The 15,429-nt window shown below is 54.5% G+C and carries 13 protein-coding genes; 9 read left to right on the top strand and 4 right to left on the bottom strand.

All coding sequences use genetic code 11. The features are described from left to right. Positions 1 to 14: 14 nt before the first annotated feature. Positions 15 to 905 carry an HTH-type transcriptional activator IlvY gene (ilvY, locus tag L3068_RS22465; protein WP_014885674.1) on the bottom strand — a complete coding sequence of 297 codons (891 nt, stop codon included), beginning with the start codon at positions 903 to 905 and terminating at the stop codon, positions 15 to 17. A 152-nt stretch (positions 906 to 1,057) separates the two neighbouring features. On the opposite strand from ilvY, the gene ilvC reads away from it, so the two are divergent. Next, positions 1,058 to 2,533, top strand: a complete 1,476-nt coding sequence (gene ilvC / locus L3068_RS22460) for a ketol-acid reductoisomerase (protein WP_023331585.1) — start codon at positions 1,058 to 1,060, stop codon at positions 2,531 to 2,533. 85 nt (positions 2,534 to 2,618) lie between these two features. On the opposite strand, the gene ppiC is transcribed toward ilvC, so the two are convergent. Then, positions 2,619 to 2,900 carry a peptidylprolyl isomerase PpiC gene (gene ppiC / locus L3068_RS22455; protein WP_008501570.1) on the bottom strand — a complete coding sequence of 94 codons (282 nt, stop codon included), beginning with the start codon at positions 2,898 to 2,900 and terminating at the stop codon, positions 2,619 to 2,621. An 85-nt stretch (positions 2,901 to 2,985) separates the two neighbouring features. Between ppiC and rep the strand changes: the two genes are divergently transcribed. Beyond that, positions 2,986 to 5,010 carry a DNA helicase Rep gene (gene rep / locus L3068_RS22450; protein WP_008501569.1) on the top strand — a complete coding sequence of 675 codons (2,025 nt, stop codon included), beginning with the start codon at positions 2,986 to 2,988 and terminating at the stop codon, positions 5,008 to 5,010. Between the two features lie 56 nt (positions 5,011 to 5,066). Here the strand turns inward: rep and gppA are convergent, their stop codons facing one another. Further along, positions 5,067 to 6,551: a guanosine-5'-triphosphate,3'-diphosphate diphosphatase gene (gppA, locus tag L3068_RS22445; protein ID WP_023331584.1), complete on the bottom strand. Its 1,485-nt coding sequence runs from the start codon at positions 6,549 to 6,551 to the stop codon at positions 5,067 to 5,069. A gap of 6 nt (positions 6,552 to 6,557) precedes the next feature. After that, positions 6,558 to 7,823 carry an ATP-dependent RNA helicase RhlB gene (rhlB, locus tag L3068_RS22440; protein WP_014885670.1) on the bottom strand — a complete coding sequence of 422 codons (1,266 nt, stop codon included), beginning with the start codon at positions 7,821 to 7,823 and terminating at the stop codon, positions 6,558 to 6,560. A 144-nt stretch (positions 7,824 to 7,967) separates the two neighbouring features. On the opposite strand from rhlB, the gene trxA reads away from it, so the two are divergent. The 7 genes from trxA (at position 7,968) to rffC (ending at position 15,427) form a co-directional block, all read left to right on the top strand. Further along, positions 7,968 to 8,297, top strand: coding sequence for a thioredoxin TrxA (gene trxA, locus L3068_RS22435; protein WP_006179218.1), 330 nt, complete (start codon positions 7,968 to 7,970; stop codon positions 8,295 to 8,297). Positions 8,298 to 8,641: 344 nt separating this feature from the next. Beyond that, entirely contained in the window at positions 8,642 to 9,901 is a 1,260-nt protein-coding gene (gene rho, locus L3068_RS22430; protein ID WP_008501566.1) for a transcription termination factor Rho, read from the top strand. A gap of 242 nt (positions 9,902 to 10,143) precedes the next feature. Next, entirely contained in the window at positions 10,144 to 11,247 is a 1,104-nt protein-coding gene (wecA, locus tag L3068_RS22425; RefSeq protein WP_032635152.1) for a UDP-N-acetylglucosamine--undecaprenyl-phosphate N-acetylglucosaminephosphotransferase, read from the top strand. Between the two features lie 13 nt (positions 11,248 to 11,260). Next, positions 11,261 to 12,307, top strand: a complete 1,047-nt coding sequence (gene wzzE / locus L3068_RS22420) for an ECA polysaccharide chain length modulation protein (RefSeq protein ID WP_032635150.1) — start codon at positions 11,261 to 11,263, stop codon at positions 12,305 to 12,307. A gap of 56 nt (positions 12,308 to 12,363) precedes the next feature. Then, positions 12,364 to 13,494 (top strand): non-hydrolyzing UDP-N-acetylglucosamine 2-epimerase, encoded by a 1,131-nt coding sequence (gene wecB, locus L3068_RS22415; RefSeq protein WP_063434588.1) that lies wholly within the window; start codon positions 12,364 to 12,366, stop codon positions 13,492 to 13,494. Then, positions 13,491 to 14,753 (top strand): UDP-N-acetyl-D-mannosamine dehydrogenase, encoded by a 1,263-nt coding sequence (gene wecC, locus L3068_RS22410; RefSeq protein ID WP_117582161.1) that lies wholly within the window; start codon positions 13,491 to 13,493, stop codon positions 14,751 to 14,753. The genes wecB and wecC overlap by 4 nt, the downstream gene beginning before the upstream one ends. After that, a complete protein-coding gene (gene rffC / locus L3068_RS22405) occupies positions 14,750 to 15,427 on the top strand; it encodes a dTDP-4-amino-4,6-dideoxy-D-galactose acyltransferase (RefSeq protein ID WP_032635146.1) in 678 nt (225 codons plus the stop codon). Before wecC ends, rffC begins: the two co-directional genes overlap by 4 nt. Positions 15,428 to 15,429: the final 2 nt, after the last annotated feature.

Below are 15,429 nucleotides of genomic sequence, written 5' to 3'. Positions count from 1 at the left end.
AGCGCCACCCGACTTCAATGGTTGGGCAATATCTTCCAGAACGCATCAATAAGCGGCTCATGCAGCCGCTTTTTTTGTGCGCACACGCCAAGCTCAAACGGCGTTTTCTCATCGCTGCGATCCAGAATCATCACGCGATTGCGCACCGGTTCCGGGCTATTTTCCAGCACCACTTCCGGCAATAGCGCCACGCCGCAGCCGAGCGCCACCATCGACACCATCGCCTCATGACCGCTGACCGTGGCGTAAATCAACGGGTTACTGATTTTTTGTCGGCGGAACCACAGCTCAATGCGACGGCGCACGGGCCCCTGGTCGGCCATGATAAACGGCACCGTGGACCAGTCCGGTTTTTCTACCGATACCTGGTTTCGCACCGGGCAGGGCAGCGCCGGGGCAATCAGTACCACCGCCAGATTTTCGAGCATTGAAAACGCTACCGCACCCGGGAGCGTTTCGGGTTTCCCTGCAATGGCGAGATCTGCTTCGCCCGTCACCACTTTTTCCATCGCGTCGGCGGCGTCGCCCGTGGTCAGCTTAATTTCAACCGATGGATGTGCCGCGCGGAAGCGATCAAGAATGGGCGGCAGATGGCTGTAGGCGGCAGTGACGGAGCAGAAAATATGCAGCTCGCCGGACAGCGACGGCCCCTGCTGGTCAATGGCGTGCCGTAGCTGCTGATACTGCAGCAACGTCTGCTGGGCAAAAAGGCGCAGTTCTTCACCCGCTTCCGTGAGCGTGACGGTGCGGTTATCGCGCACAAACAGCGGCTGGCCGAGGTCTTCCTCAAGGCGCTGTATCTGGCGCGAGAGCGTGGAGGGGCTGACGTGCATCGCCCGTGCGCTGCGGCCAAAGTGACGGCTTTCCGCCAGATGCAGAAACATTTTCAGATCGCGTAAATCCACCGATTCCACTCCCTCTTTTTATATTGCAAAAATTGCAATATGACGTTGTGAATATATCAATTTCCGCAATAAATTTCCTGTTGTAATGTGGTTCCATTCTCGCTGAAACGCGAACCGAACAATAAGACACACAACATCACGAGGTATCACCCATGGCTAACTACTTTAATACACTGAACTTGCGCCAGCAGCTGGCGCAGCTGGGCAAATGCCGCTTCATGGCGCGCGATGAATTTGCCGATGGCGCGAGCTACCTTCAGGGTAAAAAAGTGGTCATCGTCGGCTGTGGCGCACAGGGTCTGAACCAGGGCCTGAACATGCGTGACTCCGGTCTGGATATCTCTTATGCCCTGCGTAAAGAAGCGATTGCTGAAAAGCGTGCTTCCTGGCGCAAAGCGACCGAAAACGGCTTCAAAGTGGGGAGCTACGAAGAGCTGATCCCGCAGGCGGATCTGGTGGTTAACCTGACCCCGGACAAACAGCACTCTGACGTGGTGCGTTCCGTGCAGCCGCTGATGAAAGACGGTGCCGCGCTGGGTTACTCCCACGGCTTCAACATCGTTGAAGTGGGCGAGCAGATCCGCAAAGACATCACCGTAGTGATGGTGGCACCGAAGTGCCCGGGTACGGAAGTACGCGAAGAGTACAAACGTGGCTTCGGCGTACCGACCCTGATCGCGGTTCACCCGGAAAACGATCCGAAAGGCGAAGGCATGGCGATTGCCAAAGCATGGGCAGCGGCGACCGGCGGCCACCGTGCGGGTGTGCTGGAATCGTCCTTCGTTGCCGAAGTGAAATCTGACCTGATGGGCGAGCAGACCATTCTGTGCGGTATGCTGCAGGCCGGTTCTCTGCTGTGCTTCGACAAGCTGGTGGAAGAAGGCACCGACCCGGCCTACGCGGAAAAACTGATCCAGTTCGGCTGGGAAACCATCACCGAAGCGCTGAAGCAGGGCGGTATTACGCTGATGATGGACCGTCTGTCCAACCCGGCAAAACTGCGTGCTTACGCGCTGTCTGAACAGCTGAAAACCATCATGGCACCGCTGTTCCAGAAACATATGGACGACATCATCTCCGGCGAATTCTCTTCCGGCATGATGGCGGACTGGGCGAACGACGATAAGAAACTGCTGACCTGGCGTGAAGAGACCGGCAAAACCGCGTTCGAAACGGCGCCACAGTTTGAAGGTAAAATTGGCGAGCAGGAGTACTTCGATAAAGGCGTACTGATGATCGCCATGGTGAAGGCGGGTGTTGAGCTGGCGTTCGAAACCATGGTGGATTCAGGCATCATCGAAGAGTCTGCCTACTACGAATCTCTGCACGAACTGCCGCTGATCGCGAACACCATCGCCCGTAAGCGTCTGTACGAAATGAACGTGGTTATCTCTGATACCGCTGAATACGGTAACTACCTGTTCTCTTACGCCTGCGTACCGCTGCTGAAAGAGTTCATGACCACCCTGCAACCGGGCGATCTGGGCAAAGCGATTGCGGAAGGTGCGGTAGACAACGCGCAGCTGCGCGATGTGAATGAAGCGATTCGCAGCCACCAGATCGAGAAAGTGGGTCACAAACTGCGTGGCTACATGACCGATATGAAGCGTATCGCGGTAGCGGGTTAACAACCTCGTCGGGTGGCGCTTCGCTTACCCGACCTACAAACACGTAAAATGTAGGCCGGGTAAGGCGCAGCCGCCACCCGGCTTTTTATTTACGATATAACACTTTAATGACGTGGTAGCCAAACTGCGTGTGCAGCGGACCCGTCGGCTCCAGCACCGGGCAGGAGAAGACTACTTTATCGAACGCCGGCACCATCTGGCCCTGACGGAATTCACCTAAATCGCCGCCACGTTTGCCTGAAGGACAAATTGAGTGCTTCTTAGCCAGCTTGCCGAAGTCGGCGCCGTTTTTGATCTGCTCCAGAAGATCCAGAGCCAGTTTCTCTTCTTTAACAAGAATATGCAGTGCTGCTGCTGTTTTTGCCATGATCGTGCCTTGAGTGGTATGGATTAGGCTCGCTATACTACCACGCTGTTATTCTCCCCTCCTGACTTTCATTGAGTGATCATTTATGCGTCTAAACCCCGGACAACAACAAGCCGTCGAATTTGTCACCGGACCCTGTCTGGTGCTGGCGGGAGCAGGATCCGGTAAAACGCGCGTCATCACCAATAAGATTGCGCACCTGATCCGTGGCTGTGGTTATCAGGCCCGTCACATTGCGGCGGTCACTTTTACCAACAAAGCGGCACGCGAAATGAAAGAACGTGTCGGCCAGACGCTGGGGCGCAAAGAGGCGCGCGGGCTGATGATCTCCACGTTCCACACGCTGGGGCTGGATATCATCAAACGTGAGTATGCCGCGCTGGGGATGAAATCCAACTTTTCGCTTTTCGATGACACCGACCAGGTGGCATTACTCAAAGAGCTCACTGAAGGGCTGATCGAAGATGACAAGGTGCTGTTGCAGCAGCTGATCTCGACGATCTCTAACTGGAAAAACGATCTAATGACCCCGGCCCAGGCTGCGGCGATCGCCAAAGGGGAACGGGATCGGATCTTCGCCCACTGTTATGGTCTGTACGATGCGCACATGAAAGCGTGTAATGTGCTGGACTTCGACGACCTGATCCTGCTGCCGACGCTGCTTTTACAGCGAAATGAAGAGGTGCGCGAGCGCTGGCAGAATAAAATCCGCTACCTGCTGGTGGATGAATATCAGGACACCAACACCAGCCAGTACGAGCTGGTAAAGCTGCTGGTGGGCCAGCGCGCCCGTTTCACCGTGGTAGGCGACGACGACCAGTCGATCTACTCCTGGCGCGGCGCGCGTCCGCAAAACCTGGTGCTGCTGAGTAAAGACTTCCCCGCGCTGCAGGTGATTAAGCTGGAGCAAAACTACCGCTCCTCCGGGCGGATCCTGAAGGCGGCAAACATCCTGATTGCCAATAACCCGCACGTATTTGAGAAGCGCCTGTTCTCCGAGCTGGGCTATGGCACGGAGCTGAAAGTGCTCAGCGCCAACAATGAAGAACATGAAGCGGAGCGCGTGACGGGCGAACTGATTGCCCACCACTTCGTCAACAAAACCGAATATAAAGATTACGCGATCCTTTATCGCGGTAATCACCAGTCGCGCGTCTTTGAAAAGATGCTGATGCAGAACCGCATACCGTACAAAATCTCGGGCGGCACCTCGTTCTTCTCACGGCCTGAAATTAAAGATCTGCTGGCCTATCTGCGTGTGCTCACTAACCCGGATGACGACAGCGCGTTTCTGCGCATCGTGAATACGCCGAAGCGCGAAATCGGTCCGGCGACGCTGCAAAAGCTGGGTGAATGGGCGATGACCCGCAATAAAAGCCTGTTTACGGCCAGCTTCGATATGGGACTAAGCCAGACGCTGACCGGGCGCGGTTACGACTCGTTAACGCGATTCACCCACTGGCTTGGTGAAGTGCAGCGTCTTGCAGAGCGCGAGCCGGTGGCAGCGGTGCGCGATCTGATTCACGGTATTGATTACGAATCCTGGCTGTACGAAACCTCCGCCAGCCCGAAAGCGGCTGAGATGCGCATGAAAAACGTTAATCAGCTCTTCAGCTGGATGACCGAAATGCTGGAAGGCTCGGAAATCGATGAGCCGATGACCCTGACCCAGGTGGTCACCCGCTTTACCCTGCGCGACATGATGGAGCGCGGCGAGAGCGAAGAAGAGGCCGATCAGGTTCAGCTGATGACGCTGCATGCGTCAAAAGGGCTGGAGTTTCCGTATGTGTATCTGGTCGGCATGGAAGAGGGGTTGTTGCCCCATCAGAGCAGTATTGATGAAGACAACGTCGACGAGGAGCGGCGTCTGGCCTATGTGGGGATCACCCGTGCGCAGAAAGAGCTGACGTTCACGCTGTGTAAAGAGCGCCGCCAGTATGGTGAGCTTGTCCGCCCGGAGCCAAGCCGTTTTCTGCTGGAACTGCCGCAGGACGACCTGATTTGGGAACAAGAGCGCAAGGTGATTACCGCTGAAGAGCGGATGCACAAAGGCCAGGCGAACGTGGCAAACATTCGCGCCATGCTGGCAAAAGCCAAAGAGAAGGGATGAGTTTGAAGGGCTTGCAGGCCGGGTAAGCGCAGCGCCACCCGGCATATTCTACTCTCTTATTTTACTTCCAGTGCCCAGTGCACATAGCTTTGCCACTGGCACTCCTGCTCGATCATCTCTGCGCCGAGCGGGTGATGGTCAATCCAGTTTTCCGGCAGCGTCAGCGTCAGCTTCTCATCATCGGCCACCAGATTAATCGCAGGCAGCAAATCATCACGACGACGGCTGGCAAACAGAATTGCCAGACGCAGCAGGCGGCACAGATGCTCGGCCACGCGCGGCGGTACAGCGTTTTGCTGATGAAGAGAGGAGAGATCAACGGCGTTGGTCTGGTTCAGCAGCAGCGTTGCCAGCAGCTTTTTCTGTGCGGGCGTGTAGCCCGGTAAGTCAAGGTTACGCACAAGATAGGCTGCATGAGCCGGGGCCTGCTTAAAGTCGATGCTCAGCCCCACTTCATGCAGAGCACAAGCGCTCAGCAATAAATCGCGGCTCAGAGGGTCAAGATCCCAGACGTTAGCGACCTGATCGGCAAAGCGAGAGGCCAGCTGCGATACGCGGCCAGCCTGATCGATATCAACCAGAAAACGACGCTGCACGTTGCGCAAAGTACGGTTGCGGATGTCCTGATCCACTGAAAGATGCAGCATCCCGTAGACCAGACCTTCGCGCAGCGCGCCGCCGGCAAGGGTCATACACTGGATGTTCAGCTCGGTGAAAATGGCGATCAGAATGGCGAGCCCGCTCGGGAAGACCAGGGCACGTTCCAGCGTCAGGCCTTCAATTTCCAGCTCTTCCAGGCGTCCGCACTGAATAGCGCGCTGTTTAAGCTGCTGAAGCTTGGCAAGCGTAATGCGCTCGTCCATTCCCTGCGCCATCATGATTTCCTGCAGGGCCTGAACGGTACCTGACGCACCGACACACACTTTCCAGCCGTGGTAGCGCAGTTCGTCCATCACCGGACGTAACACTTCGCGCGCGGCATTTTCTGCCTCGTCGAAATTCTCTTTACCCAGATTGCGGTCAGCGAAGTAACGCTCAAGCCAGGTTACGCAGCCCATCGACAGGCTGAACAGCGAGGTCGCCTGCGCGCCGGTACCGGTCACAAGCTCGGTACTGGCACCGCCGATATCTACCACCAGACGGCGATCGTCCCCGCCTGTCGTATGCGCAACTCCCTGATAGATCAGGCGAGCTTCTTCTTCGCCGCTGATTACCTGAACCGGGCACCCCAGGATTTCCTGCGCTTTGGCAATAAAATCCACGGCGTTAACCGCCAGGCGGAGCGTCGCGGTGGCGACCACGGTGATTTGGGCATGCGGGATATCCTGCAGACGCTCTGCAAAGAGCCGCAGACACTGCCAGCCACGTTCCATGGCTTCGGGAGAGAGAACATTATCGCTGCTCAGGCCCGCCGCGAGGCGGACCTTGCGCTTAATGCGCGTCAGCGTTTGTATGCTCCCTGCCACCTCGCGTACAACCAGCATATGAAAACTATTCGAACCGAGATCGATTGCTGCATAAAGCGAGGTGGAGCTGAGCATATTTTCTTAACCTGAACGACGACGATTACGCGGCGCGCCTGAACGACGCGGGCCATTGCCGGAGCGTGGGCGTGTAAGACGCTTAGGCGGCGGCAGTTCGCTTAACAGCGCTTCCGGATTGTATTTGCTCTGCGGAATCGAGTGACCGATGTACGTCTCAATGGCTGGAAGATTCAGCGCATACTCTTCACACGCAAGGCTGATTGAGTGGCCGCTCGCACCCGCGCGACCGGTACGACCGATACGGTGTACATAGTCTTCGCAGTCATCCGGCAGATCATAGTTAAAGACGTGCGTAACGGCAGGAATGTGCAAGCCACGCGCTGCCACGTCGGTTGCGACCAGAATATCGAGATCGCCACGGGTAAATTCGTCGAGGATACGCAGGCGTTTTTTCTGTGCAACGTCGCCAGTGAGCAGGCCCACACGGTGACCGTCTGCAGCCAGATGGCCCCAGATGTCTTCACAGCGGTGTTTGGTGTTTGCGAAGATAATGGCGCGGTCCGGCCACTCTTCTTCGATCAGCGTTTGCAGCAGACGCATTTTCTCTTCATTAGAAGGATAGAAGAGCTCTTCTTTAATGCGATGACCTGTTTTCTGCTCAGGCTCGACTTCCACGTATTCGGCGTTGTTCATCTGTTCAAACGCCAGTTCACGCACACGGTAAGAGAGGGTGGCAGAGAACAGCATGTTCAGACGCTGATTGGCCGGCGGCATGCGGCGGAACAGCCAGCGGATATCTTTAATGAAGCCCAGATCGTACATACGGTCGGCTTCATCAAGCACCACAACCTGGATTGCGCCGAGGTTGATGTGGTTCTGTTTGGCGTAGTCGATAAGACGGCCAGTGGTACCAATCAGGATATCCACGCCGCTTTCCAGCACTTTCAGCTGCTTATCGTAGCCGTCACCGCCATAGGCCAGGCCAAGCTTCAGACCGGTAGCCTGTGCCAGGGGTTCAGCGTCTGCGTGGATCTGTACCGCCAGTTCTCGCGTCGGGGCCATAATGAGCGCGCGCGGCTGGTTAACTTTGCGGTCTGCAATCGCTGGGTGAGAAAGTAAATAATGAAACGTTGACGTTAAAAACGCCATCGTTTTGCCGGTACCGGTTTGCGCCTGCCCTGCAACATCGCGACCGGCCAGCGTCAGCGGCAGTGCGAGAGCCTGAATGGGCGTGCAGTTATGAAACCCTTTAGTTTCAAGGGCTTCAATCACTTTTGGGTGCAGGGCGAAGTCGGAAAACTTCTGTTCTGTTAAATGTGTTTTGCTCATAGTGTGGTAGAATATCAGCTTACTATTGCTTTACGAAAGCGTATCCGGTGAAATAAAGTCAACCTTTAGTTGGTTAATGCGACATCAACACGTCGTTGGTGTAGACAAAACCAACGTACCAGGCTTATTCCTGTGGAGTTATATATGAGCGATAAAATTATTCACCTGACTGACGATAGTTTTGACACGGACGTACTTAAGGCTGACGGGCTGATCCTCGTCGATTTCTGGGCTGAATGGTGTGGTCCTTGCAAAATGATCGCTCCGATTCTGGATGAAATCGCTGACGAATATCAGGGCAAACTGACCGTTGCTAAACTGAACATCGACCAGAACCCGGGCACCGCACCAAAATACGGTATCCGTGGCATCCCGACCCTGCTGCTGTTCAAAAACGGCGAAGTGGCGGCGACCAAAGTGGGCGCGCTGTCCAAAGGTCAACTGAAAGAGTTCCTGGACGCTAACCTGGCGTAAGGTTTCTCCGCTGTGCGTCCAGAGCACCCGGCTAAATGATGTGGAACTCTGGACGCCCGGCTTAAGTCGTGCTAAGTTAGCTATGACTTCGTTTTAAACATATCTGTTGTTTGAATCTTGTTTTACCCGATACTTCCCCTTGTTGACATCAACAGTGCGTGAAGTGGCTAAATTCCGGGCTTGTCACTCAATCCGTCTTGTCGTTTCAGTTCTGCGTTCTTTCCCTGTGACCAGACAGCGAACAGACATGAGATGATGGCCGCTAAACAGGCATGGATGACCCTGCCATACCATTCACAACATTAAGTTCGAGAATCACCCCGAGTTTAAGAACCCACACCATTATGAATCTTACCGAATTAAAGAATACGCCGGTTTCTGAGCTGATCACTCTCGGCGAAAATATGGGGCTGGAAAACCAGGCTCGTATGCGCAAGCAGGACATCATTTTCGCCATCCTGAAGCAGCATGCTAAGAGTGGCGAAGATATCTTTGGCGACGGTGTGTTGGAGATATTGCAAGACGGATTTGGTTTCCTCCGCTCTGCAGACAGCTCCTACCTCGCCGGCCCCGACGACATCTACGTATCCCCCAGCCAAATCCGCCGTTTCAACCTCCGCACTGGTGACACCATTTCAGGTAAGATTCGTCCTCCTAAAGAGGGTGAACGCTACTTTGCGCTGTTGAAAGTCAATGAAGTTAACTTTGACAAGCCAGAAAACTCACGTAACAAGATCCTCTTTGAGAACTTAACGCCTCTGCACGCGAACTCTCGCCTGCGCATGGAGCGTGGTAATGGTTCAACGGAAGACTTAACCGCGCGTGTTCTGGATCTGGCATCGCCAATTGGTCGCGGCCAACGTGGTCTGATTGTGGCACCGCCAAAAGCGGGTAAAACGATGCTGCTGCAGAATATCGCGCAGAGCATCGCCTATAACCACCCAGACTGCGTGCTAATGGTACTGCTGATTGACGAACGTCCGGAAGAAGTGACCGAGATGCAGCGTCTGGTTAAAGGTGAAGTGGTTGCTTCTACCTTTGACGAACCCGCCTCTCGTCACGTTCAGGTCGCGGAAATGGTTATCGAGAAGGCGAAACGCCTGGTTGAGCACAAGAAAGACGTGATCATCCTGCTCGACTCCATTACCCGTCTGGCACGTGCTTACAACACCGTGGTTCCGGCTTCCGGTAAAGTACTGACCGGTGGTGTGGACGCCAACGCCCTGCACCGTCCGAAACGCTTCTTCGGTGCGGCACGTAACGTGGAAGAGGGTGGTAGCCTGACCATCATCGCAACGGCGCTGATCGATACCGGCTCCAAAATGGACGAAGTGATTTACGAAGAATTTAAAGGTACAGGTAACATGGAACTGCACCTTTCTCGTAAGATCGCTGAAAAACGCGTCTTCCCGGCAATCGACTACAACCGTTCCGGTACCCGTAAAGAAGAGCTGCTCACTACCCAGGAAGAGCTGCAGAAAATGTGGATCCTGCGCAAAATCATCCATCCAATGGGTGAAATCGACGCAATGGAATTCCTCATTAACAAACTGGCGATGACCAAAACAAACGACGACTTCTTCGATATGATGAAGCGCTCGTAACGTAAATAAAGCCAGTAAACGCCACGTTTTTACGTGGCGTTTTTCTTTTATGGATTATACGCTAGTACCATCTACTCCCAATTTTGACCGGTCAGTGCGACAATAAGAACGTTTGCACAGTCAAAGAAATAATTGATTGAAAAATATACAAAGGGAGTTGTAAGAAGCCAGCTTTATTACTTCTGAGGGAGTGGCTTCATGGTTATACTTCCGGGACTAACATTTGTTGAGAGCAATCCATTGTGAATCTACTCACTGCCGTTACTGAGCTGATCAGTATTTTTTTATTCACAACCTGTTTTTTGTTCATCGCGCGCAAGGTGGCAAAACGAATAGGGTTGGTGGATAAGCCCAATTTTCGTAAACGTCATCAGGGACTTATTCCGCTGGTTGGGGGTATCTCTGTTTACGCAGGGATTTGCTTCACGTTTGGCATTGCCGATTATTATATTCCACACGCAGCGCTCTACCTTGCCTGTGCTGGTGTCTTAGTTTTAGTCGGTGCGTTAGACGACCGATTCGATATCGCCGTCAAAATTCGAGCTACCGTTCAGGCGGCTATCGGCGTGATTATGATGGTGGTGGGTGGACTGTATTTACGAAGCCTCGGCTATGTGTTTGGTCCCTGGGAGTTGGTACTTGGGCCATTTGGTTTCTTCCTGACGCTCTTTGCCGTCTGGGCAGCAATCAATGCTTTCAACATGGTGGATGGTATCGACGGTTTGCTGGGTGGCTTGTCGTCAGTATCATTTGCCGCTATCGGTATCATTCTGTGGTTTGATGGCCAGTACAGCCTGTCGATGTGGTGTTTTGCCATGATCGCCGCCATCCTGCCTTATATCCTCTTAAACCTCGGTGCGCTGGGGCGTCGCTACAAAGTCTTTATGGGTGACGCGGGCAGTACGCTGATCGGTTTTACCGTTATCTGGATCCTGCTTGAAACCACGCAGGGGAAAACTCATCCTATAAGCCCGGTAACTGCGCTGTGGATTATTGCTATCCCATTAATGGATATGGTGGCGATTATGTATCGCCGTCTGCGTAAAGGGATGAGTCCGTTCTCACCAGACCGACAGCATATTCATCACCTTATTATGCGTGCCGGTTTTACCTCTCGTCAGGCATTCGTTTTAATCACTCTGGCGGCCGCTATTCTCGCTGCCATCGGGGTGGCAGCGGAATACGCTCATTTCATTCCTGAATGGGTAATGTTGGTATTATTCTTGCTAGCATTCTTCCTGTACGGCTACTGCATTAAGCGCGCATGGAAAGTCGCGCGATTCATTAAACGTCTTAAGCGCAGGATGCGTCGTAACAGTGGCAAAAACACAACATTAACTAAGTAAAACCGGGACTATGATGACTCAACCGTTGGCGGGAGCGAAATCAGTGGTAACTGAGAATGAACTGGATATTCGGGGTTTGTTTCGCGTGTTATGGGCAGGCAAACTTTGGATTGCGGGGATCGCGCTGGGGTTTGCACTGTTGGCGCTGGCCTACACATTCTTTGCAAAACAGGAGTGGAGCGCCACGGCAATCACAGACAGACCAACGGTTAACATGCTCGGGGGGTACTATTCCCAGCAGCAATTCCTGCGAAACCTTGATATTAAAGCCAGTCTCGCGACGCCGGACCAGGCTTCCGTTATGGATGAAGCCTATAAAGAGTTTGTGATGCAACTGGCCTCGTGGGATACACGCCGCGATTTCTGGTCCCAGACGGATTACTACAAGCAGCGTCGGGTTGATAACACCAAAGCCGATGCCGCGCTGCTGGACGATCTGATTAACAATATTCAATTTATGCCGGGTGATGCGCTACGTAACGTCAACGACAGCGTCAAGCTGATTGCAGAAACCGCGCCGGACGCCAACAATCTGTTGCGTCAGTACGTCGCGTTTGCCAGCCAGCGTGCCGCAAGCCATCTTAATGAAGAGCTGAAAGGCGCATGGGCGGCCCGCACAATCCAGATGAAGGCGCAGGTTAAACGCCAGGAGGAAGTGGCAAATGCCATTTTCGCTCGCCGCATACATAACATTGAACAGGCGTTGAAAATTGCGGAGCAGCACAATATTTCCCGCTCTGAGACGGATGTCCCGGCAGATGAACTGCCTGACTCTGAAATGTTCCTGCTTGGTCGCCCAATGCTGCAGTCGCGTCTGGAAAATCTGCAGGCCGTTGGCCCTGATTTTGACCTCGACTACGATCAAAATCGCGCGATGCTGAACACGCTTAATGTCGGTCCCACGATGGACCCACGTTTTCAGACCTATCGTTATTTAAGAACGCCTGAAGAACCTGTAAAACGCGATAGTCCGCGTCGTGCATTCCTGATGATCATGTGGGGGATTGTGGGCGCACTGACGGGCGCTGGCGTGGCGTTAATGCGTCGTCGCACAAACTAAGAACGCCGTCTACGATGAAGGCTATGGCCTTCATCGCCTAATCGAAGAGAATCGATGTGAAAGTACTTACCGTATTTGGCACCAGGCCGGAGGCCATTAAGATGGCACCTCTGGTTCATGCGCTGGCCAGCGATCCTGATATTGAAGCGAAAGTCTGCGTCACGGCCCAGCACCGTGAGATGCTCGACCAGGTCTTAACGCTCTTTTCCATTGTCCCGGATTACGATCTCAATATTATGAAACCGGGACAAGGATTGACGGAAATTACCTGCCGTATTCTGCAAGAGCTTAAACCGATCCTGGAGTCATTCCAGCCCGACGTTGTTCTGGTACATGGCGATACCACGACGACGATGGCAACAAGCCTGGCCGCTTTTTACCAGCGTATTCCCGTCGGCCATGTTGAGGCGGGCCTGCGTACCGGCAACCTTTATTCGCCGTGGCCAGAAGAGGCCAACCGTACGCTTACCGGCCATCTGGCGATGTACCATTTTGCCCCTACCGAGAATTCGCGTCAGAACCTGCTGCGCGAAAATATCGCCGACAACAAAATTTTTGTGACCGGCAATACGGTCATCGATGCGTTGATTTGGGTACGCGATCGCGTCCTGGCAAACAGCGATCTGCAGAAAGCGCTCGCTGCCCGCTATCCATTCCTGAATAACGGCAAAAAAACCATTCTGGTCACAGGCCATCGTCGCGAAAGCTTCGGCCGGGGTTTTGAGCAAATCTGTCACGCGCTGGCTGAAATTGCGGCGCAGAACGTCGATGTACAGATTGTCTATCCGGTCCACCTCAATCCTAACGTCAGCGAGCCGGTCAACCGCATCCTTGGCCATGTTGAAAACGTCCTGCTGATTGAACCGCAGGACTACCTGCCGTTTGTCTGGCTGATGAACCATGCCTGGCTGATCCTCACCGATTCCGGCGGCATTCAGGAGGAAGCACCGTCCCTCGGCAAGCCGGTGCTGGTGATGCGTGAAACGACTGAACGCCCGGAAGCGGTTAAAGCGGGTACCGTGCGTCTGGTCGGTACTGACGCGCAGCTCATCGTCGAAGAGGTGACGCGACTTCTGCATGATGATGACGCATATCAGACAATGAGCCGGGCCCATAATCCGTACGGAGATGGCCAGGCTTGTGGTCGTATTTTGCATGCACTTAAACACAATCGGGTATCGCTATGAGTTTTACTACCATCTCTGTCATTGGTCTTGGCTACATTGGCCTGCCCACCGCGGCGGCGTTTGCCTCTCGTCAGAAACAGGTTGTCGGTGTGGATATCAATGCCCGGGCGGTGGAAACCATTAACCGCGGCGAAATTCATATTGTTGAGCCCGATCTGGACCGCGTGGTGAAAGAGGCCGTTGACGGCGGCTTCCTGCGTGCCAGCACGACGCCAGTGGAAGCGGATGCGTACCTGATCGCCGTCCCGACGCCTTTTAAAGGCGAGCACGAGCCCGATATGATCTACGTCGAGGCGGCAGCGAAATCCATTGCCCCTGTGCTGAAGAAAGGGGCGCTGGTGATCCTGGAATCGACCTCGCCAGTGGGCGCCACCGAGCAGATGGCGCAGTGGCTGGCCGACGCGCGTCCCGATTTAAGCTTCCCGCAACAGGCGGGAGAGCAGGCGGATATCAACATCGCCTACTGTCCGGAGCGAGTGCTGCCGGGCCAGGTCATGGTTGAGCTGATTAAAAACGATCGCGTTATTGGCGGTATGACCCCCGTCTGCTCGGAACGTGCCAGCACCCTGTACAAAATTTTCCTCGAAGGCGAATGCGTAGTCACCAACTCCCGCACCGCTGAAATGTGCAAGCTGACGGAAAACAGCTTCCGTGACGTGAATATCGCCTTTGCGAATGAGCTGTCGCTGATCTGCGCCGATCAGGGGATTAACGTCTGGGAATTGATTCGCCTGGCGAATCGCCATCCGCGCGTGAACATTCTTCAGCCGGGCCCGGGTGTGGGTGGACACTGTATCGCCGTCGATCCGTGGTTTATCGTGGCGCAGAATCCGGCGCAGGCGCGTCTGATCCGTACCGCGCGCGAAGTGAACGACAGCAAACCTCACTGGGTGCTCAACCAGGTCAAAGCCACAGTAGCCGATTGTCTGGCAGAGAGCGGCAAGCGTGCCAGCGAGCTGAAAATCGCCTGCTTTGGCCTGGCGTTTAAACCCAATATTGACGATTTGCGCGAAAGCCCGGCAATGGAAATTGCCGAGATGATCGCCGGGTGGCACAAGGGCGATACGCTGGTGGTTGAGCCGAATATCCATGAACTGCCGGCTAAACTGGCGGGGCACTGCACGTTGACCACCCTTGATGACGCGCTGGCAACGGCGGATGTGCTGGTGCTGCTGGTGGATCATAAAGAATTTAAAGCGACGTCTGGTGATACCGTGCATCAACAGTATGTCGTTGATACCAAAGGCGTCTGGCGTTGAGTGAACTCCACGGCGTGCTTGAATCCCTTGAATGGGAAAGCACTTTTTTTGCTCGCCCCTCGGCGATAGTGCGCTTGCGTGAGGATGCGCCTGCTCTGCAGGAAGCTGACTTCAGCGCCTGGCAGCGCGTGCAGGCTAAGATCCCGGCGGACCGCGCCGATTGGCTTGATGCGCTCCAGCAACACGGTTTTCAGCTGGTTGAAGGTGAGGCAGACCTGTCTATTGCCCTTACCCGACACGATGCGTGCGGGGCGGAACTTGCAACGGAACAGGATATCCCTGTATTACGCCAGATGGCGGCTAAGGCATTTGCTCAGAGCCGCTTTCGTGCGCCCTGGTATGCACCTGATGACAGCGGACGCTTCTATGCCCAGTGGATTGAGAATGCGGTCAAAGGCACCTTTGACCACGTCTGTCTGGTATGTCGTGCCGCGGACGGTCAGATCCAGGGATTCGTTTCGCTGCGTAAGCTCAACGAGCGCGAGGCGCGTATTGGCTTATTAGCCGGACGCGGTATGGGGGCAAAACTCATGCAGGCGGCGCTGCACTGGGCGCAGCAGCAGCAGAGTGTGACGCTGCGGGTGGCTACCCAAATGGGCAACACTGCCGCGCTTAAACGTTATATTGCGAGTGGTGCCAACATCGACGCCACCGCCTACTGGTTATACAGGTGACA

Origin of the sequence: Enterobacter cloacae complex sp. ECL414 (assembly GCF_021869685.1) — a bacterium.
Taxonomy (GTDB): Bacteria; Pseudomonadota; Gammaproteobacteria; order Enterobacterales; family Enterobacteriaceae; genus Enterobacter; species Enterobacter kobei.
This window is presented reverse-complemented; position numbering and strand designations above follow the sequence as displayed.

Excerpts from the sequence above, each read along its gene's own strand:
- ilvC (WP_023331585.1), top strand. The coding sequence starts at position 1,058 with ATGGCTAACTACTTTAATACACTGAACTTGCGCCAGCAGCTGGCGCAG.
- ppiC (WP_008501570.1), bottom strand. The coding sequence starts at position 2,900 with ATGGCAAAAACAGCAGCAGCACTGCATATTCTTGTTAAAGAAGAGAAA.
- rep (WP_008501569.1), top strand. The coding sequence starts at position 2,986 with ATGCGTCTAAACCCCGGACAACAACAAGCCGTCGAATTTGTCACCGGA.
- gppA (WP_023331584.1), bottom strand. The coding sequence starts at position 6,551 with ATGCTCAGCTCCACCTCGCTTTATGCAGCAATCGATCTCGGTTCGAAT.
- rhlB (WP_014885670.1), bottom strand. The coding sequence starts at position 7,823 with ATGAGCAAAACACATTTAACAGAACAGAAGTTTTCCGACTTCGCCCTG.
- trxA (WP_006179218.1), top strand. The coding sequence starts at position 7,968 with ATGAGCGATAAAATTATTCACCTGACTGACGATAGTTTTGACACGGAC.
- rho (WP_008501566.1), top strand. The coding sequence starts at position 8,642 with ATGAATCTTACCGAATTAAAGAATACGCCGGTTTCTGAGCTGATCACT.
- wzzE (WP_032635150.1), top strand. The coding sequence starts at position 11,261 with ATGACTCAACCGTTGGCGGGAGCGAAATCAGTGGTAACTGAGAATGAA.
- wecC (WP_117582161.1), top strand. The coding sequence starts at position 13,491 with ATGAGTTTTACTACCATCTCTGTCATTGGTCTTGGCTACATTGGCCTG.